Origin of the sequence: Ornithinimicrobium carbonis (genome assembly GCF_050703245.1) — a bacterium.
Lineage (GTDB): Bacteria > Actinomycetota > Actinomycetes > Actinomycetales > Dermatophilaceae > Ornithinicoccus.
Genome location: NZ_CP192647.1, coordinates 2017804 through 2034717, shown reverse-complemented (window position 1 = coordinate 2034717; position 16914 = coordinate 2017804). Strand labels below are relative to the sequence as shown.

At 75.2% G+C, this 16914-nt stretch carries 18 protein-coding genes; 12 read left to right on the top strand and 6 right to left on the bottom strand.

The window, feature by feature from the left end; genetic code table 11:
- Window positions 1–2: 2 nt before the first annotated feature.
- From xdhC to ACQ95T_RS10210, 3 genes are read left to right on the top strand one after another with little or no spacing between them, the layout of a single operon-like run.
- Window positions 3–851: a xanthine dehydrogenase accessory protein XdhC gene (xdhC, locus tag ACQ95T_RS10220; RefSeq protein WP_425942524.1), complete on the top strand. Its 849-nt coding sequence runs from the start codon at window positions 3–5 to the stop codon at window positions 849–851.
- The gene (locus ACQ95T_RS10215; protein WP_425942525.1) at window positions 848–2758 is read left to right on the top strand and encodes a glycosyltransferase; all 1911 of its coding nucleotides are present in this window, start codon (window positions 848–850) and stop codon (window positions 2756–2758) included. Before xdhC ends, ACQ95T_RS10215 begins: the two co-directional genes overlap by 4 nt.
- A complete protein-coding gene (locus tag ACQ95T_RS10210; RefSeq protein WP_425942526.1) occupies window positions 2755–4071 on the top strand; it encodes a nucleotide disphospho-sugar-binding domain-containing protein in 1317 nt (438 codons plus the stop codon). Before ACQ95T_RS10215 ends, ACQ95T_RS10210 begins: the two co-directional genes overlap by 4 nt.
- A gap of 20 nt (window positions 4072–4091) precedes the next feature.
- Here ACQ95T_RS10210 and ACQ95T_RS10205 read toward each other — a convergent pair whose 3' ends face one another.
- Window positions 4092–4802, bottom strand: coding sequence for a histidine phosphatase family protein (locus ACQ95T_RS10205; protein WP_425942527.1), 711 nt, complete (start codon window positions 4800–4802; stop codon window positions 4092–4094).
- A gap of 132 nt (window positions 4803–4934) precedes the next feature.
- Here ACQ95T_RS10205 and ACQ95T_RS10200 point away from each other — a divergent pair, with 132 nt between their 5' ends.
- From ACQ95T_RS10200 to ACQ95T_RS10190, 3 genes are read left to right on the top strand one after another with little or no spacing between them, the layout of a single operon-like run.
- Window positions 4935–5489, top strand: coding sequence for a PadR family transcriptional regulator (locus ACQ95T_RS10200; RefSeq protein ID WP_425942528.1), 555 nt, complete (start codon window positions 4935–4937; stop codon window positions 5487–5489).
- A gap of 43 nt (window positions 5490–5532) precedes the next feature.
- Window positions 5533–5730 carry a hypothetical protein gene (locus ACQ95T_RS10195; protein WP_431472887.1) on the top strand — a complete coding sequence of 66 codons (198 nt, stop codon included), beginning with the start codon at window positions 5533–5535 and terminating at the stop codon, window positions 5728–5730.
- Window positions 5730–7217: an ABC1 kinase family protein gene (locus tag ACQ95T_RS10190; protein ID WP_431472886.1), complete on the top strand. Its 1488-nt coding sequence runs from the start codon at window positions 5730–5732 to the stop codon at window positions 7215–7217. Before ACQ95T_RS10195 ends, ACQ95T_RS10190 begins: the two co-directional genes overlap by 1 nt.
- A gap of 57 nt (window positions 7218–7274) precedes the next feature.
- On the opposite strand, the gene ACQ95T_RS10185 is transcribed toward ACQ95T_RS10190, so the two are convergent.
- The 4 genes from ACQ95T_RS10185 to ACQ95T_RS10170 all read right to left on the bottom strand — a co-directional run bounded on the left by ACQ95T_RS10185 (window position 7275) and on the right by ACQ95T_RS10170 (window position 9879).
- Entirely contained in the window at window positions 7275–8090 is an 816-nt protein-coding gene (locus ACQ95T_RS10185) for an alpha/beta fold hydrolase (protein WP_425942530.1), read from the bottom strand.
- Window positions 8091–8111: 21 nt separating this feature from the next.
- On the bottom strand, window positions 8112–8300 hold the full coding sequence (locus tag ACQ95T_RS10180; protein WP_431472885.1) for a DUF6767 domain-containing protein: 189 nt from the start codon (window positions 8298–8300) through the stop codon (window positions 8112–8114).
- A 127-nt stretch (window positions 8301–8427) separates the two neighbouring features.
- On the bottom strand, window positions 8428–9030 hold the full coding sequence (locus ACQ95T_RS10175; protein ID WP_425942532.1) for a CueP family metal-binding protein: 603 nt from the start codon (window positions 9028–9030) through the stop codon (window positions 8428–8430).
- A 129-nt stretch (window positions 9031–9159) separates the two neighbouring features.
- On the bottom strand, window positions 9160–9879 hold the full coding sequence (locus ACQ95T_RS10170) for a Crp/Fnr family transcriptional regulator (protein ID WP_431472884.1): 720 nt from the start codon (window positions 9877–9879) through the stop codon (window positions 9160–9162).
- 194 nt (window positions 9880–10073) lie between these two features.
- On the opposite strand from ACQ95T_RS10170, the gene ACQ95T_RS10165 reads away from it, so the two are divergent.
- Complete coding sequence (locus ACQ95T_RS10165; RefSeq protein ID WP_425942534.1) at window positions 10074–10334, top strand: hypothetical protein; 261 nt, start codon at window positions 10074–10076, stop codon at window positions 10332–10334.
- Between the two features lie 87 nt (window positions 10335–10421).
- On the opposite strand, the gene ACQ95T_RS10160 is transcribed toward ACQ95T_RS10165, so the two are convergent.
- Window positions 10422–11048, bottom strand: coding sequence for a pentapeptide repeat-containing protein (locus ACQ95T_RS10160; RefSeq protein WP_425942535.1), 627 nt, complete (start codon window positions 11046–11048; stop codon window positions 10422–10424).
- Window positions 11049–11121: 73 nt separating this feature from the next.
- On the opposite strand from ACQ95T_RS10160, the gene ACQ95T_RS10155 reads away from it, so the two are divergent.
- The 5 genes from ACQ95T_RS10155 (at window position 11122) to ACQ95T_RS10135 (ending at window position 16881) form a co-directional block, all read left to right on the top strand.
- Window positions 11122–11721, top strand: coding sequence for a nucleotidyltransferase family protein (locus ACQ95T_RS10155; RefSeq protein ID WP_425942536.1), 600 nt, complete (start codon window positions 11122–11124; stop codon window positions 11719–11721).
- A gap of 123 nt (window positions 11722–11844) precedes the next feature.
- Window positions 11845–13626 carry a DUF222 domain-containing protein gene (locus ACQ95T_RS10150; RefSeq protein ID WP_425942537.1) on the top strand — a complete coding sequence of 594 codons (1782 nt, stop codon included), beginning with the start codon at window positions 11845–11847 and terminating at the stop codon, window positions 13624–13626.
- Between the two features lie 90 nt (window positions 13627–13716).
- On the top strand, window positions 13717–14619 hold the full coding sequence (locus ACQ95T_RS10145; protein WP_425942538.1) for an AAA family ATPase: 903 nt from the start codon (window positions 13717–13719) through the stop codon (window positions 14617–14619).
- Window positions 14619–15734 (top strand): vWA domain-containing protein, encoded by a 1116-nt coding sequence (locus tag ACQ95T_RS10140; RefSeq protein WP_425942539.1) that lies wholly within the window; start codon window positions 14619–14621, stop codon window positions 15732–15734. Before ACQ95T_RS10145 ends, ACQ95T_RS10140 begins: the two co-directional genes overlap by 1 nt.
- Window positions 15727–16881, top strand: coding sequence for an XdhC family protein (locus ACQ95T_RS10135; RefSeq protein WP_425942540.1), 1155 nt, complete (start codon window positions 15727–15729; stop codon window positions 16879–16881). The genes ACQ95T_RS10140 and ACQ95T_RS10135 overlap by 8 nt, the downstream gene beginning before the upstream one ends.
- Window positions 16882–16914: the final 33 nt, after the last annotated feature.

The following is a 16914-nucleotide window of genomic DNA, read 5'->3' as shown; positions in this document are numbered from 1 at the left end:
CCGTGCGTTGGTCGCAGGCGGTGGAGCACCTGCGGACGCAGCGCGAGCCCGGGGTGCTGGTGACGCTGACCTCGGTCCGCGGCCACGCGCCCCGCGGGGCCGGGGCCAAGATGGTCGTGGGCCGGACCCGGACGTGGGACACGGTCGGGGGAGGCAACCTGGAGGCGGTCGCGGTGGAACGCGCGCGCGTCATGGTGCGCGAGGGCCGCACGGTGCCGGAGGCGTTCAGCACGTCCCTGTCCGAGCGGGCCCCGTCCCGGCACGGTCTGCAGTGCTGCGGGGGCGAGGTGGGCGTGCTGCTGGAGCCTCTGCCGGTCGTGCCGGCGGTCGCCATCTTCGGGCTGGGGCACGTGGGCCACGAGCTCGCCCGCATCCTGGCGCGCCACGACCTCGACCTGCACCTGGTGGACACGCGTCCGGACCGGCTCGGCCCGCAGCAGCTGGCCCCGCTCGCCGACGCCGACGCCCGGGTGCACCCCCACGCCGTCCCCGTGCTGCCCGAGCTGGTGCTCGATGAGCTGCCGCCCGGCACGCACGTGCTGGTCATGACGCACGACCACGCCGAGGACGCGGCGATCCTGGACGCCGCCCTGCGGACGGAGGGACTGGGGCCCGTCGGCCTGATCGGCTCGCGCACGAAGTGGGCCCGGCTGCGGCACCGGCTGGTGGAGGGCGGCCTCACCGAGGAGCAGGTCGCCCGCGTCCGCACCCCGGTCGGGCTGCCCGGCCTCGTCGGTGGTGACCCGGCCACGATCGCGGTGAGCGTGGCTGCCGACCTGCTGCTGAGCTGGACGTCCTCCTCGACGGTGGCGCCGGAGGAAGGGGCGGGAGCCACCGCCTCCCGCCGGTGAACGGCTCTCCGGCGTCCTCGACGCAGCGGGCCCTGGACGCGGTCCGGCAGGCCCCTTCGATGCTCACCGGCCTCGACGGGATGGACGACCTGACGGACGCGGTCCGGGCCGACGGCGCCGCCGCCGCACCGCTGCTGCGGGCCGCCGTCCACGACCCCACCGACACGCTGACGGCGGTCGTCGCGGTCCACGCCGCCGGCGTCGCCGGGCCGACGGCGGCGGCGGTGGTGGTGCCCCTGCTGGGGTCCGCCGTGCCGTTCCTGCGGGAGCACGCCGCGTGGTCGCTGGGGTCTGGCCCTCCGCTCGCGGAGGCCGTCGGCCCGCTGACGGCGATGGCCGGGGACGGCGGGCTCCTCGGCACGCTCGCCCGCGCGACCCTGGAGACCTGGGCGTCACCGGCCGGTGCCTCCTCCCGCGGTGCCTCCTCCCGCGGTGCCGACTCCCGCGGTGCCGACGTCGGGGCCGGTGCGCGCGGGCCGCACGACGACCGCGGTCTCACCGTCGCCCAGCTGTTCCTGCACGCCGACCTGGACGGCAGCCTCCTGCATGCGGGCAAGGGGGACACCGGGGGTATCGCGACCCTGCTGGTGCAGCTGGGCGACGCGCTCCTGGCCGACCCGCGGGTGGCCCGGGTGCTGACGCTCTCGCGCAGCCACCACGGTCAGGACCGGCGACCGGACGACCCCCTGGCGCCGGGTCACCACTACCTGGGCGTCCCGCTGCCCGGACCCGTCCGGCACGCGGCGGACACCTGGCACCTGCGCGAGGCCGTCCGCGACGGGTTGCGCCGGATCCTCACCGCCGCCGCCCCTGTGGACGTGCTCCACCTGCGCATGGCCGACGTCGGCGCGTGGGCGGCAGCGGAGGTGGCTGAGGAGCTGGGGATCCCCACGGTGCTCACGCTGGCGCCCGATCCGCACGCCCTGATCGCTGCGCGGGAGGACGCGGGCTCCCTCACCCGCACGACCTTCGGCGCCGTCGACCACGTCGAGCACCTCGTGCTGCGGGTCCGGCTCCTGCGCCACCTCGCCGCGCAGGCCGCCGCCCTCGTGGTCTTTCCGCGGCCCGATCTCGAACGGGACCTCCGCGACCTGCTGCACCTGGACCCCGGCACCGAGGCGCACCGGCTCACCGTCGTGCCGGAGGGCATCGACCTGGCCCCCCTGGACCGGGCCGCCCGTGAGGTGGGTGTCGCCGGAGGCAGCGGCACACCCCCGGCCTCCCGGGACGCGCTCTGCGAGCTGGACGCGCTCCTGGCCACCCTGCCGGCGGAGCGGCGGGGGCTGCCGCTGGTCGTCTCGGTCGGGCGGCTCCACCGGGTGAAGGGGATGGCGACCCTGGTCGAGGCCTGGGCCGCGGACCCCGCGTGCACCCTCCGCTGCAACCTGCTCGTGGTCGGCGGCGACCTCGAGGAGCCCACCGACGACGAGGCCGAGCAGCTGACCCGGATCGGGACGACCGTGCCCCCCGTGCTGGCCCCCGCCCGCGGTCTGCTCCTGGCCGGCCACCGGCCGCAGGGAACCGTCGTCACCTGGTTGGCGGCCGTCCGCCGCGGACGCCCGGGCCTCTGCGCTCCCGGCGGGGTCTACGTCTCGGCCAGCCTCAAGGAGGAGTTCGGCATCGCCATCCTCGAGGCGATGGCGTCGGGGCTGGTCGTGGTGGCCCCCCGTGAGGGCGGGCCGGCGACGTACGTCGAGGAGGGGGTGACGGGCCTGCTCGTGGACACCACGTCCCCGGCCGTCCTCGCCGGGGCGGTGGTGCGCGCCCTGGACCTCGCGGCCGCCCCCGACGCCGCGGACCGGGGCGACCACGCCCGGGCCGTCGTCGCCCGACGGTTCGGCATCGCCAGGATGGCCTCCTCCCTCGCGGACGTGTACGCGGGAGTCCTGGGCGAAGGTGGGTCATGACCCTGCTCGTGATCAGCCCCGACTACGCGTCCCACCTGCTGCCGCTCGCGACGCTGGGCACGGCCTGGGCGGACGCGGGCGAGCGGGTCGTGGTCGCGACCGGGCCGGCGACGGAGGGGATCGTGCGTCGGTTCGGTTTCGAGCGCGAGCACCTGCAGCTGGGGCGGGGGTCCAACCCCGGCGTCATCCGGGCCGAGGACCAGCCCCGGGGGGAGGACGAGGCCCTGCGGGGGTTCTTCGAGGCCACCCGGCGCGGAGCCGTGCAGACCCTCGCCTTCCAGGCGGCCGCGCGCGGGGACGACCTGCTCTGGGAGCCGCTCGTCGTCGCCCGGGAGGTGCAGCGCGTGGTCGACCGCGTCCGGCCCGACAGCGTGCTCGTCGACCACCTCGCCTTCAGCGCACGCCTCGCCCTGACCGCCGCCGGCGTGCGGCACGGCGACGTGGTCCTCGGCCACCCCTCGGCCCTGACCGTGGGGGAGGAGGTCTACGGCCTGCCGCCCGTCTGGCCGCGCCGCCTGCAGCCCGACCCCTCGGCCCTCCTCGCCCTGCGCCGGGCCTGCGAGCGGGTGCGGGACACGTTCACCGACCGGTGGAACGAGGCGCTGGTGACCCTCGACCCCGGTGCGCCTGCCTGCGAGGACGCGTTCGGCGTGACCGGGGACGTCCTTCTGCTGAACTATCCCGGGCAGCTGCATCCCCCCGCGCGGACGGCCCTGCTGGGCCGGCACGCCTTCCTCGGGTCTGCCGTCCGCACGGAGGCCCCGGACGCCGAGGTGGACGCGTGGCTGGCGCAGGGAGGACCCCCCGTGGTCTACGTCAGCCTGGGGAGCTTCCTGTCGGTGCGCTCCGACGTGCTGGCGACGGTGGTCGCCGCCCTCCGCGACCTGGACGTGCGGGTCGCCCTCGCGAGCGGCTCCACGACCCGGGAGGCCTTGGGGCCGGTTCCCGGGACCTGGCTGGTCCGTGCCGAGCTGCCCCAGGTCACCCTGCTGGACCACGCGGTGCTCGCGGTCTCCCACGGTGGGAACAACAGCGTCACCGAGGCGCTGACCGCGGGCGTCCCCCTCCTGCTGCTGCCGCTGTCCACCGACCAGTTCGCCGGCGCGGCCGCGGTCGAGGAGGCGGGGCTGGGGGAGGCGCTGGACCCCAACGGTGCCGCGCCCGAGGACGTCCGGGCCGTGGCGGAGGGGCTGCTCGAGCTCTCTGCCGAGCCCGCCACCAGGCTCAGGCGGCTGGCCCAGGAGCTCACCGACCGGCCCGGTGCCGGGCGTGCCCGCGCCGCGCTCACGGGGTCACCCCGGGAGGCGGCCTGAGCAGCCTCCCGCCGTCCGGCTCAGCGGTGCCGGTTCCACGCCTCCACGACCGGGTCCTCGTGGTGGTGACCCAGGACGGCGACCGCGCCGACCTCGAAGGTCAGGTGCGCGCCGAAGCGGGGGGCCTGCCGCAGGTAGACCGCGGCCAGCACCCGCAGGGCGTGGCCGTGCCCCACGAGGCAGACGTCCCCCTCGAAGAGGAGGGGCCAGATGCGGTCCAGGACCCGGCTCGCGCGGGCAGCCACCTCCTCGACCGTCTCTCCCGGCGTCGTGCCCGGAAGGACCCCGTGCTCGAAGACGGTCCAGTGGTAGCCGAGCTCGGCCCGGACGTCGGCCGTCGAACGTCCCTCGTAGGCGCCGTAGTCCCACTCGACCAGGTCCGCGTCCAGCTCGTCGACCTCCAGGCCGGCGAGGTCGGCGGTGGCCGTCGCCCGCTGCAGCGGCGAGGAGCGGACGTGGACGAACCGCCTGCCCTCCAGGACCTGGCGCAGCCCGCGGGCGGCTTCCTCGCCCTCGGGCAGCAGAGGCAGGTCGGTCAGCCCGGTGTGCTGTCCGGTCCTGGACCACTCGGTCTCGCCGTGGCGCACCAGGACCAGCCGACCGGAGGGGATGGCCGGTCCTGCCAGCCCGGCCGGCGGGGCGTCCGTGCGGTCGGGGCGGTCCGTGCGGTCGGGGGTCGGGGTGGGCTCGGGGACCTCGGTGGTGCCGGAAGCCTCGGGGGTGTCGTTCACGCCTGGCACAGTACGCGGCCAGGGAGGTGGGCACCATGCACCGAGGAAGGGTCCGTGCCCCGGCTGAGGTACTGTGGACGATAGATCACGATATGTCGCTCGCAGCATGCCGCTCGCACCGGAGGTCCACCCATGGCACCGCACCACCATTACACCGCCGGCAGCGGAGCGCCGTGGAGCCGGGGCGGGTTCGGTCCGCTCCTCGACGTCGCCCAGCAGCTGCGCGGGCTCAGCGGAGCCTCGGCCCAACGTGCCCGCCGCGGCGACGTGCGGGCCGCGATCCTGCGGCTTCTGGCGGAGGAACCGATGCACGGCTACCAGGTGATCGCCGAGCTCACGAACCGGAGCGGGGGAGCCTGGAGCCCGTCGGCCGGGTCGGTCTACCCGACCCTGCAGCTGCTCGCCGACGAGGGCCTGGTGGTCGCCGAGCCGGTCGGCGGCCGGAAGGTCTACCGGCTCACGGAGGCCGGGACCGACGCCGCCGCCCAGCTCGCCGGCCGGTCGGCCCCGTGGGAGGATGCCGCCGACCACCAGGGCGACGGGTCCGGCTACCACCAGGCCGTCGGGCGGCTGATGCAGGCGGTGTTCCAGGTCGGCCGGACCGGATCCGCGCACCAGCTGACCGCGGGGGCAGAGGTCCTCCAGGACGCCCGCCGGCGGCTGTACGCCATCCTCGCCGAGGACTGACGTCCTGCCTCCCGCCCCGTCAGCGACAGCGTCCGGAGGACGGATGAGGAGCTCGGACCTGCGCGTGCGCTACTGGCGCATCGTCCTGTTCTTCGCCCGGGTGACGGCCGGCTTCATCTGGTGGGAGATCGTGCTGCGGCGGCTGGGGGCCTGGGCCGGCTCGCGGCGCGCACCCGCGCGGAGCGCGGTCGGCGGGCGGCCGTGCGCTTCCGAGCGCTCGCCGTCTCGATGGGTGGGCTGATGATCAAGGTCGGCCAGTTCCTCTCCGCCCGGCTGGACGTGCTGCCTCCGGAGATCACGGCCGAGCTCTCGGGTCTGCAGGACGAGGTGCCGGCCGTCGACGTCGCGGCCGTCCGGAGGGTTGCCGAGGCGGAGCTGGCGCTCCCCCTGGCCGAGCACTTCACGTGGTTCGACGAGACGCCTCTGGCGGCCGCCTCCCTGGGGCAGGTGCACCGTGCGCGGCTGCGGCCGGCGGACGCGGCCGAGCAGGGGTTCACGGACGTGGTCGTCAAGGTGCAGCGTCCGCACATCCAGGAGGTCGTCGAGGTCGACCTGTCGGCGCTGCGCCGCGTGGGCGGCTGGTTGGAGCGCTATCGTCCCGTCCGCGAGCGCGCCGACGTCCGGGCCCTCGTCGAGGAGTTCGCGGCCACCACGCTGCAGGAGGTGGACTACCTCGCCGAGGGTGCCAGCGCCGAGACCTTCGCCGCCAACTTCGCGGACGACCCGCGCGTCGCCATACCCGCCGTGGTGTGGGAGCTGAGCGGTCGGCGCGTGCTCACCCTCCAGGACGTCTCTGCGATCAAGCTGGCCGACCACGCCGCGATCACGGCCGCCGGCATCGACCGGGCCGAGGTCGCGCAGGTGCTGGCGGAGACCTACCTGCAGCAGATCTTCACCGACGGCCTCTTCCACGCCGACCCCCATCCCGGGAACCTCTTCGTCACCCCCCGACCGGACGCGGGGCCGGGCGAGCCGGGGTGGACGCTGACCTTCATCGACTTCGGCATGGTCGGGCACGTGCCGGAGGACCTGCGCGCGGGACTGCGCGACCTGCTCGTCGCAGCGGGTCTGCGGGACGGCGCCAGGATGGTCGCCGGCCTGCGCCGGCTCGACCTGCTGCTGCCCACCGCAGACCTGGCGGGCATCGAGTCCGCCGTCGACCAGGTCTTCGAGCGCTTCGGCGGCCTGCGCATGGACGAGCTGCAGCAGATCCCGCCGGAGGAGATGCTCCGCTTCGGGCTGCAGTTCCGCGAGCTGCTGCTCGAGCTGCCCTTCCAGGTGCCCGAGAACCTGCTGCTGCTGGGCCGGTCGATGGGCATCCTGTCCGGCATCTGCACCGGGCTGGACCCCGAGTTCGACGTGTGGGGCACGATCACCCCCTACGCCTCCCAGCTGCTGGAGGACGAGCGGCAGGGCCTGCCGCAGACCGTCGTGGGCGAGGCGCTCGCGCTGGGGCGGCTGCTGCTCGTGCTGCCCCGCCGGGCAGACCGCGTCCTGACGCTGGCGGAGCGGGGTGAGCTCGCGGTCAGGACACCGGCCCTCACCGCGCAGGTGCGCCGTCTGGAGCGGTCGGTGAACCGCACCGGCGGGGTCCTCGTGTTCGCGGCGCTGCTGGTCGCGGGAGCGGTCCTCACCGCGTCCGACCAGGGCACCGGGCGTCTGCTCATGGTGCTGTCGACGCTGCCGCTGGTCTGGGTGCTGACGACCGGGTTGCGTCGGGGGCCTTGAAGGGAAGGGCTCGCGCCGCCCACCGTCGTCGTGCGGTGGCGGGCCGGGAGCCCTGGCTCAGTGACGGTGGAGGAAGTCGGCCACCAGGCTTGCCACCCGGGCCGTGTGCGTCCTCAGGAGGAGGTGGTCGGCTCCAGGCAGCACGTGGTGCTCGGCCTGGGGGAAGAGCTCCGCCACCCAGTCGTGCACCTGGGCGAACCACGGACCGCTGTCGCCTCCGCCGACGTAGAGGACGGGGGCGAGGACCTCGGCGGCCCGGGTCGGACCGAAGCGCCAGGTGAGCAGGGCCGGTACGTCGGAGCTGAAGAAGACGGTGGCGTCCCGCTCGACGCGGGCGACCTCGTCCGCTCCGGTGGCCGCCCGCTGCGCCTCCCAGCTGTCCGTCCCGAGCACGCGGGTGAAGGCCTCGAGCGCCGCCGTGACACCCTCCTGGGCGAAGACCTCCATCAGCTCCTGGCTGGCGTGGCGGAACGCGGTTCCCGCCTCCACCTCCACCGGCGGCGGCTCCAGCAGGGTCAGGGTGCGGACCAGCTCGGGACGGGCCGCGGCGAGCTCCAGCGCGACGGCCCCGCTGTAGCTCGCCCCGACGACGTGGGCCGGGGAGGCGTCCAGGGAGACCAGGACCGTGGCGCAGTCCGCGGCGTCCTGGACGACCGACCCCGGCGCCCGGGCCGGGGCACCGTCCGGGACGGTCAGGTAGCCCCGCCGGCGCAGGTCCACCACCCGGTGCCGTGAGCGCAGCGACGGCTCGCACCCGAGGACGGCCACCTCGTCGGTGGACAGGGCGGTCTGGACGAGCAGCAGGGTCGGGCCGTCCCCGTGGAGACGGACCTCCAGCACGCCACCGTCGACGGGCACCCGGGCCACGGTCACCCGACCACCGTAGACCCGGCGTCAGCCTGGTGCGGCCCGTCCCTGGGCTGCGGTGGCCGCCGCCCGGTGGGCGCTGCGCCGGCCCGCCGGCTCGGCGGCCATCTCAGGATCGTCCTGCACGAGGTAGACCAGGCCGCAGTCCTGCGGCCCGGTCGCCCCGGGGAAGCACAACGTGCACGGCTCGCCAACGCGGACAGGGCAGCGGGGCACGGGACGACGACGGGCAGGGGCGCTCACGTGAGGGTCAACGCCCGGGTCGACCGGGCCCTTCCCAGCTGCCTCCGTCCGCTCTGCGTGCGTACACCGGCGAGCGCCCCGCGTCCCCACGCGTGCGCCGTCACGCCTCCAGCTGGAGGGTGGTGATGCAGGTGGGGCTGCCCTCGGTGGTGGCGAAAGGAACGCTCCCGGTGGCTCCCTCGTGCTCGACCTCGATGGTGCCCGCCACGTCGCGCGGCACCCAGAAGCCGACGAAGCCGTTGCTGTAGGTCGTGGTGGTCTCGTCCACCAGGACCGTGCCGTCGTCGGTGACGATGCGGACGGTCACCTCCTCCTGGGCCAGCTCGCCCTGGCAGGTGGCCAGCGAGTGGAAGTAGCACTCGTGGGTCTGGTCGAGGAAGGGCGCGAGGGAGACGTAGAACTCGTCCTCCGGGAGCGGAAGCGCGACCTCGGTCTGCCCGTCCCCCAGCAGCAGGGCGTCCTCACGGACGGAGGCGGCGAGGGGCAGGGGACGCGCGTCGGCGCTGGTGTCGAGCTCCTCCACGATCGTGCGGGCGTCCGTGCCCGCCAGGTCCATCTTCGCCAGCAGGGCGTCCACGGACGCCTGGTCGCCGGTCCGGGTGGTGCTGGCTGTCGGCGCCGGCTCCGGGTCGCTGGTGGAGCAGCCCGCGAGGGCCAGGACGGCGGCCAGTCCGAGGGGGAGCAGGGGACGGAACGTGGGCATCTGAGGTCTCCCGAGAGGGTCGTCGCCCGGACCGGGGGGTCGGGCGTGGGACCAGATTACGACGAAATGTCGGAGAGGCGAAGGGGCAGGGGTGTGGCCTCCGTCACGGTCAGCCCTGACCGCCCATCGTCAGCAGCGCGTCCACGTCGAGCAAAGTGATCCGCCGACCGGGTCCGAGGGCGACCAGGCCCGAGTCGCTGAGGCGGCGCAGCTGACGCTCAGCGACTCCGGGGTGGTGTCCAGCAGGGAGGCGACGTCCTTCTTGGCGAGCGGGAGCTCGACCTGCAGACCGTCGTCCGTCCGTCGTCCCGGCAGGGACAGCAGGTGGTCGGCCAGCCGCGCGGAGACGTCGGTGGAGATCGCCGCGCCGAGCCGTTCCTCGGTCTGCGACAACCGTCGGCTCAGGGTCTGCAGCATCCGCAGGCCGATGCTGGGGTGGCGGGCGACGAGCTCGTGCAGCTCCTGGTGGCGGAAGACGCACAGGCTCGTGGTCTCGACGGCGCTCGCGGCGTGGTCGGGTCGGCCGCCGTCGAGGAAGGCGGACTCGCCCACGAAGTCTCCGGGGCCGAGGACCCGCACGATCTGCTCGTGCCCGTCCGCGGTGACCCGGGAGATCTTCACCCTCCCGGTGTGGACCACCAGGAGCTGGGAGACGTCCTGTCCCGCGGTGTAGACCACCTCATCCGTGCCGAGCCTCGTCGGCCGGGCGACCGTGGCGACCTGCTCCTGCTCGGCGCGGGTCAGTCCCGAGAAGAGGGGCACGCGGGCCACGCACAGGTCGTCCTGGTGGACGGGGAGCGACCTCCGGTCGCCCGGACGTCCTGCGCCGGTGTCGGGTCGGGTGGGCATGGGCACCTCCTGGGCCCAGTATGTGCCGTCGGCACCACCCGTGGAGCCGCCGGCCTCCCGCTCCGCCGGGGCGCGGTCGGTCGTGCCGGTCGCGTCGGCCGTCGGACGTCGGACGTCGGCCGTCGGACGTCGGACGTGCCGAGGGTGGGGGAGAGGTCCACACTGGGGGAGGAACCGACCCGGAGGAGGACACCATGAGCGAAGATCTCGAGGACCAGCGCACGGAGGCCCGGGAGGCCCTCTCGTCCCAGGGCGCGGGCATGGGCATGGACGAGGAACCCACCACGTTCGAGCCCGAGGAGGATCCCGACGCCCTCGAGGAGGACGACCCGGAACGGGTCCTGCCGGACGAGGAGCGCGCGGTGGGTGACGCCGAGTCCGAGGAGGAGCGTCTGCTCCCGGACGAGGAGAGACGGGTGCCGGACCTGGCGCCCGAGCTGGACGCGCCCGGGTAGGCGCGCGACCGACCGGCCCGCCCGAGCAGGGGCGCACCTGCCCGACCCCCGCCCGAGCAGGGCGCGGCCGCATACCGCGGTGGTCTCCTAGGCGTCGGTGTCGACCACGGCACCCAGGGACCCCGCCAGCGCGAGGGCGCCGGTGACGTCCAGCCGAACGCCCCGGACGCGGGCGTCCTCCAGGTCGGCGGCCGAGAGGGCGCACCCGCGCAGGTCCGCCCCCTCCAGGCGGGTCCGCCGCAGGTCTGCGCCGGTGAGGTCGCTACCGCGCAGGTCGCAGGCGCGCAGGTCGGCCCCGGACAGGTCGGCCTCGGTGAGCCGCAACCCTCGCCAGGACTGCTCCCGCAGGTCCGCGTTGACGAGCGAGACGCCCCACCACGAGCCGCCTCTGACGGTGACCGGCTTCCAAGAGCAGGCCGTGAAGATGGTGCCATCCCACCGGCAGCCGTCGAGCGTGGCGTCGAAGAAGGAGCACGCCACGAACGTGCACGCGACGAACGAGCTCTGCTCCAGGCCGGCCGCGTTGAACCGCACGCGTTCGAAGGTGCACTCCTGGAAGCGGCAGCCGCGGACCGACGCCTCGGTGAGGTCGACCTCGGCGAAGGTGCACCGCTCCCAGGACCGGTCCACGAGCTCGGTGGCGTACCAGTCCTCCTCCACCACCCGCGTGCCGACCTCGGGCGTGGGCGGTCGGGACGGGTCGCTGGAGGTCACCGGTCCATCCTGCACCGGAACGACTGCGGCGGGCTCGACGGTGGACGGTGGGCCGGTCGGTGAGACTAGGGGCATGAGCCGGACGACGGGACTGCTGCTGGCGGCGGGGGAGGGGCGTCGCTACGGGATGCCGAAGGCCCTCGTCGCCGACGAGGACGGCTTCTGGGTGCACCGCGCGGTCCGCGCCCTCGTGGACGGGGGGTGCGAGGACGTGGTCGTCGTCACCGGTGCCCGGGCGGAGGAGGTCGAAGGTCTCCTCGCGCAGCTGCCCGAGTGGACGGGAGGCCGGGTCACGGCCGTGCGCTGCGGGAGCTGGGAACGGGGGATGGGGTCGTCGCTGCGGTCCGGTCTGACGGCCCTGGCGTCGCGTGGTCGCACGGTGCCCCGGCGGGCCGTGGTGCACCTCGTCGACCTCCCCGACGTGGGTCCGGCCGTCGTGGAGCGCCTCCTGCGGGAGGCGGACACCACGGGTGGGCAGACGTCCCAGGTGGCACGGGCCGCGTACGGCGGACGGCCCGGTCATCCGGTGGTCCTCGGTCAGCGCCACTGGGACGGGGTCCTGGGCGGCGCCGGTGGAGACGCGGGGGCCCGTGGCTACCTGCGGCGGGTGCAGCCGGTGCTCGTGGAGTGCGGCGACCTCGCGACGGGGCAGGACGTCGACGTTCCGGGGTGATCGTCGCTGGTCCGGTCCGGTGGACGTGTGTTCGAGGGTCTGTCGGTGGTGGGTCCTAGGGTGTTCTTCAAAGGTGGAGCCGGGGGAGGTTTCGCCGTTGGACCACCGGAGGGGGTGGGGGACGTGGACGCAGGACCGGAGGGGATCGGCACCGGGCCGGCCGCGGAGTCGGCCGGGCAGGAGCGGGGTATGGCGTCACCCGCCTGCTCGTGCGGGTGCCGCTGCGCCTCGGCCGGGCCCGGGGAGCCGGGTCTGGTCGAGGTGGTGCAGGGCTGGACCCGGGCGCTGGCCGGCGCGGAGGTGTCGCAGATCGACGATGCGGGGCTGCTGGCCCTGGTGGAGGGGCTGGAGGTGCTGTCCCGCACGGTCGGCGCGGTCAGCGCCCGGGCGCAGGTCGCCTTCGGTGCCTCCCAGGTGGCCGCCCAGGCCCGGGAGGGGGTCCCCGCCTCCAGACGCGGGAGGGCGGTGGCCGACGACCTGGCGGCCGCACGGCGTACCTCGCCGTACTGGGCCGGGCGGGAGCTGACCGCGGCGCGGGCGCTGGTGGGCGAGATGCCGGCCACGTTCGCCGCACTGGCCGGAGGCACGATCAGCCCGGCCCAGGCCCGTCTGGTCACCGAGGCCACCTCCTGCCTGGACCCCGCAGACCGGGCGCAGGTCGACCGGCGGCTGGCCGGGTCCCTGGCAGGGGCCTCGACCCGGCAGATCGTGGCGGCGGCCCGCGCGCTGGCCTACGAGGTCGACCCGGCCGGGTTCGTGGCCCGGGCCCGCCGAGCGGCGGCCGACCGGGGGGTCTCGGTGCGCCCGGCCCCGGACGTGATGGGCCTGCTGTGCGCCCGGTTGCCGGCTGCCCAGGCGATCGCGACCCACCAGGTGCTGCGCACCCACGCCGAAGGCGCCCGCGCCGCCGGCGACCCGCGCACCCTGAACCAGCTGATGGCCGACGAGCTGGTCGCGCGGGTCACCGGCCGCACCGTCGTGGACGGCATCGACGTCGAGATCGGCCTGGTCCTGACCGACGCGACCCTGCTGGCCGGGGACAGCGCCGCGGCCGACCTGAGCGGGTACGGGCCCCTGCCCGCCGACCTGGCCCGCGACCTGCTGACCCCCTCCACCGACACCCCGGAAGCCCTGGACGACCACGACGACACCGGCCACCCGCAGGTCGACGACGACCACGACGACACCGGCCACCCGCAGGTCGACGACGACCACGACGGGGAGCGAGGCCCCGGCGAGGGGAACCAGCCGGCCCGCGGGCGGCAGCAGGCACCTGGGCCGTGCCCGGCCGGTGGCCGGTGCACCGACGCCCGATGCACCGCCGTCCACGGCGGTACACCCCCAGGGCCGCCCCCACCGACCCTGCCCACCCGCACCTCTCAGCAGCAACCCCAGACACCCGGCGGCCCCACCGCAGGGACCCCCGGGTCTGCCGGGTCTGCCGGGTTGCCCGGGTCAACCGGGCTGCCCGGGCCGGACCCTGGCACGATCAGGGCCGGCACGGTGTGGCTGCGCCGGCTGTGGACCGACCCGCTCACCGGGGTGCTGACCGTGCGCGACCCCCGACGCCGCGTCTTCACCGGGGCCCTGCGCGCCACGCTGATCGCCCGCGGCCGCTACTGCGCCCACGCCTGGTGCGGCGCGCCCATCCGCCACCTGGACCACATCACCCGCTACCGCGACGGCGGCACCACCACCGTCGACAACGCCCGAGGCCTGTGCGCCCGCTGCAACCTGGCCCGCGAGCACCCCCGCCACGCCGACCCACCACCCAGCACCTACCAGGACCCACCACCGGTCCTGGACACCTTCCACGGCCGAGCACCCACCACAGCACCACCACCACCACCACGCACCGACGACGCCCACGACCACGAGAACGACCCCCTCCGGCGCAGCGCCTGAACCGGCTCGGCAGCGCCGGCGGGCGGCCGGGGCACGTAGAGCGGCACACCCGGTTGGACGCTGCCTCGGCCCGTCGGTCATGCTCGGCTCATGCAGCGCGACGACGTCATGGCCGATCCGCAGGCGCTGGCCGAGGCGCTGGCCACCACCGGGTACCTCACCGACGAGGGCCTGGCCACCGTGACCTGGCTGTCGCACGCCCTCCAGCGTCCGCTCCTGCTCGAGGGGGAGCCGGGGACCGGCAAGACCGCGCTGGCCGAAGCGCTGGCCGAGCTGCGGGGGATCCCGCTGGTGCGGCTGCAGTGCTACGAGGGGATCGAGGCCAGCCAGGCGTTGTACGACTGGGACTTCCCGCGTCAGATCCTGCACCTGAGGGTGGTCGAGGCGGCGGCGACGGCCGGTCCCGACCGCGAGGTCGCAGACGTCGCCGCGCTGGAGCACGAGCTCTTCGACGAGCGGTTCCTGCTGGCGCGGCCGGTCCTGCGCGCCCTGCAGGAGGCACCCTGCGTGCTGCTGGTCGACGAGATCGACCGGGCGGACGACGAGTTCGAGGCGTTCCTGCTCGAGGTGCTGTCCTCGTGGTCCGTCTCCATCCCCGAGCTGGGGACGATCCGCGCGACCGAGCCCCCGCTCGTGGTCCTGACCTCCAACCGGACCCGCGAGCTGCACGACGCGCTCAAGCGACGCTGCCTCTACCACTGGATCGAGCACCCCGGCCTGGACCGGGAGCTGGCGATCGTCCGCACCCGGCTGCCCGAGGTCGACGAGCGGCTGGCGGCGGAGGTGGTGGGCGTGGTGCAGCGGCTACGGGCCGAGGCGGACCTGGTGAAGCCGCCCGGGGTGGCCGAGACCCTCGACTGGGCCCGGGCGCTGCACGCCCTGGGGGCCAGCACCCTGGACCCGCAGGTCGCCGCTGCGACCATGGGAGCGGCGATCAAGTACCGCGAGGACGCCGAGCGGGTCAGAGCGTCCCTGGACCGGATGCTGGCCTGATGCCGCACGCCGACGGCTGGGACGCGGGTCAGGTGCTGCTCGGTTTCGCGCGTGCCTGCCGGGCCGCCGGGCTGCCCGTCACGGCGGACCGTGAGCGCACCTTCCTGCAGGCCTGCTCAGCGGTCGGGCTGGGGCGTCGGGACGCCGTCTACTGGGCCGGGCGGGGGACGCTCACCGCCTCCGGCGCGGACGTCGAGCCCTACGACCGGGTGTTCGACGCCTGGTTCGCCGGTCGTCCCCTGCGGGCGGTCGGTCGGAACGAGGTGCCGAGGGTCACCACCGTGCAGGCACCTCTGGACGGACCCGGGGCCGGCGGGGCGGACGGCCGGGAGAACCCCGTGCTGCGCGTGGCGGCCTCCCCCGAGGAGGTTCTGCGTCACCGCGACGTCGCCGGTCTGTCCCCGACCGACAGGGCCGCCCTGCGACGACGGTTCGCCTCCCTGCGTCCGCGGTCTCCGCGACGCCGGGGACGACGGCATACCCCTGCGCACCACGGTGCCGTCGACGGCCGGGCGACGGTGCGCGCCCAGCTGCGCAACCTGGGGGAGCCGGTGCGCGTCCGCCACCGGCGGCGGCGGCCCCGTCCGCGCCCGGTGGTGGTGCTGGTGGACGTGTCCGGCTCGATGGGTCCCTACGCCGACAGCCTGCTGCGGCTGGCCCACGTCATGGTCCAGGCCGCTCCGCGCACGACCGAGGTCTTCACGCTCGGCACCCGGCTGACCCACGTGACCCGGGCGCTGCGCGAACGTGATCCGGACCGTGCCCTGCTGGCGGCCGGGGAGACGGTGCCCGACTGGTCCGGCGGGACGCGGTTGGGGGAGACGCTGGACGCCTTCGTGCGACGCTGGGGCCGCCGCGGCACGGCCCGCGGCGCGGTCGTGGTCATCGTCAGCGACGGGTGGGAGCGGCAGGACCCGGCCCGGCTGGGGGAGGCGGTGCGGCAGCTGCACGCCCTGGCCCACCGGGTCGTGTGGGTCAACCCCCACCGGGGTAAGGAGGGTTACGCTCCCGTGCAGTCCGGGATCCGTGCGGTCCTGCCGCACGTGGACGACCTCGTCGCCGGCCACTCGCTGGCGACGTTCGAAGAGCTGCTGGAGGTGGTCGCGCGTGCGTGAGGTCCTGGACAGGCTGCTCCGGTGGTGGGACGACGGCGAGCAGGTCGCCCTCGCGACGGTCGTCGGCACGTGGAAGTCGGCCCCCCGCCAGCCCGGCGCGGCGATGCTGGTGGGGGTGGAGGGTGAGGCCGTCGGCTCCGTGTCCGGCGGCTGCGTCGAGGGAGCCGTCTACGAGCTGGGCCAGGAGGTGATCGCCTCCGGCTCCCCCGTGCTGCAGAGGTACGGCGTGTCCGACGACGAGGCCATGGGCGTCGGACTGACCTGCGGCGGGATCCTCGACATCTTCGTCGAGCGGGTCGGTCGCGAGGACTTTCCCGAGCTGGCCGCGGTGGCCGCCGACATCGAGGCCGGCGTGCCCGTGGCGGTGGCGACGGTCGTCGAGCACCCCGACCCTGACCTGCTCGGCCGCCACCTCGTGGTCCGCCCGGAGGGTGCGCCGTCCTCCGGCACCCTCGGCTCGCCCCGCGCCGACGCGGCCGTGCTCGACGACGCCCGGGGGATGCTGGCCCAGGGGCGGACCGCCACCCTGAGCTACGGCCCCGAGGGGCAGCGCCGGGGCGAGGGGATGCGCGTCTTCGTCAGCTCCTACGCCCCCCGGCCCCGGATGCTCGTGTTCGGAGCGATCGACTTCGCAGCCGCGGTGGCCCGGATGGGGACCTTCCTCGGCTACCGCGTGACCGTGTGCGACGCCCGACCGGTCTTCGCCACGGCCAGCCGCTTCCCCGACGCCGACGAGGTGGTCGTCTCCTGGCCGCACCGCTACGTCGAGGAGCAGATGCGCCTGGACGCCCTCGACGAGCGGACGGTCGCCTGCGTCCTGACCCACGACCCCAAGTTCGACGTGCCCCTGCTGGAGCGGCTCCTCGGGGACGGTGCCCCGCCGCTCGCGTACGTCGGGGCGATGGGGTCGCGCCGCACCCATGAGGACCGGTTGAACCGGTTGCGCGGCGTGGGGCTGACCGAGGAGCAGCTGGCGCGCCTGCGCAGCCCGGTCGGCCTCGACCTGGGCGCCCGCACGCCCGAGGAGACGGCCGTCTCGATCGCCGCGGAGATCATCGCCGAACGGTGGGGCGGTCAGGGCGAGCCGCTCAGCCGCACCGAGGGGGCCATCCACCGTCACGAGCCGGGAAACCCTCCGGCGGACTGAGCGCCACCGGTGCACCCCTTGCGGTGCGGTCCC

Excerpts from the sequence above, each read along its gene's own strand:
- ACQ95T_RS10190 (WP_431472886.1), top strand. The coding sequence starts at position 5,730 with ATGATCAAGGTCGGCCAGTTCCTCTCCGCCCGGCTGGACGTGCTGCCT.
- ACQ95T_RS10165 (WP_425942534.1), top strand. The coding sequence starts at position 10,074 with ATGAGCGAAGATCTCGAGGACCAGCGCACGGAGGCCCGGGAGGCCCTC.
- ACQ95T_RS10200 (WP_425942528.1), top strand. The coding sequence starts at position 4,935 with ATGGCACCGCACCACCATTACACCGCCGGCAGCGGAGCGCCGTGGAGC.
- ACQ95T_RS10195 (WP_431472887.1), top strand. The coding sequence starts at position 5,533 with ATGAGGAGCTCGGACCTGCGCGTGCGCTACTGGCGCATCGTCCTGTTC.
- ACQ95T_RS10140 (WP_425942539.1), top strand. The coding sequence starts at position 14,619 with ATGCCGCACGCCGACGGCTGGGACGCGGGTCAGGTGCTGCTCGGTTTC.
- ACQ95T_RS10170 (WP_431472884.1), bottom strand. The coding sequence starts at position 9,879 with ATGCCCACCCGACCCGACACCGGCGCAGGACGTCCGGGCGACCGGAGG.
- ACQ95T_RS10175 (WP_425942532.1), bottom strand. The coding sequence starts at position 9,030 with ATGCCCACGTTCCGTCCCCTGCTCCCCCTCGGACTGGCCGCCGTCCTG.
- ACQ95T_RS10145 (WP_425942538.1), top strand. The coding sequence starts at position 13,717 with ATGCAGCGCGACGACGTCATGGCCGATCCGCAGGCGCTGGCCGAGGCG.
- ACQ95T_RS10155 (WP_425942536.1), top strand. The coding sequence starts at position 11,122 with ATGAGCCGGACGACGGGACTGCTGCTGGCGGCGGGGGAGGGGCGTCGC.
- ACQ95T_RS10210 (WP_425942526.1), top strand. The coding sequence starts at position 2,755 with ATGACCCTGCTCGTGATCAGCCCCGACTACGCGTCCCACCTGCTGCCG.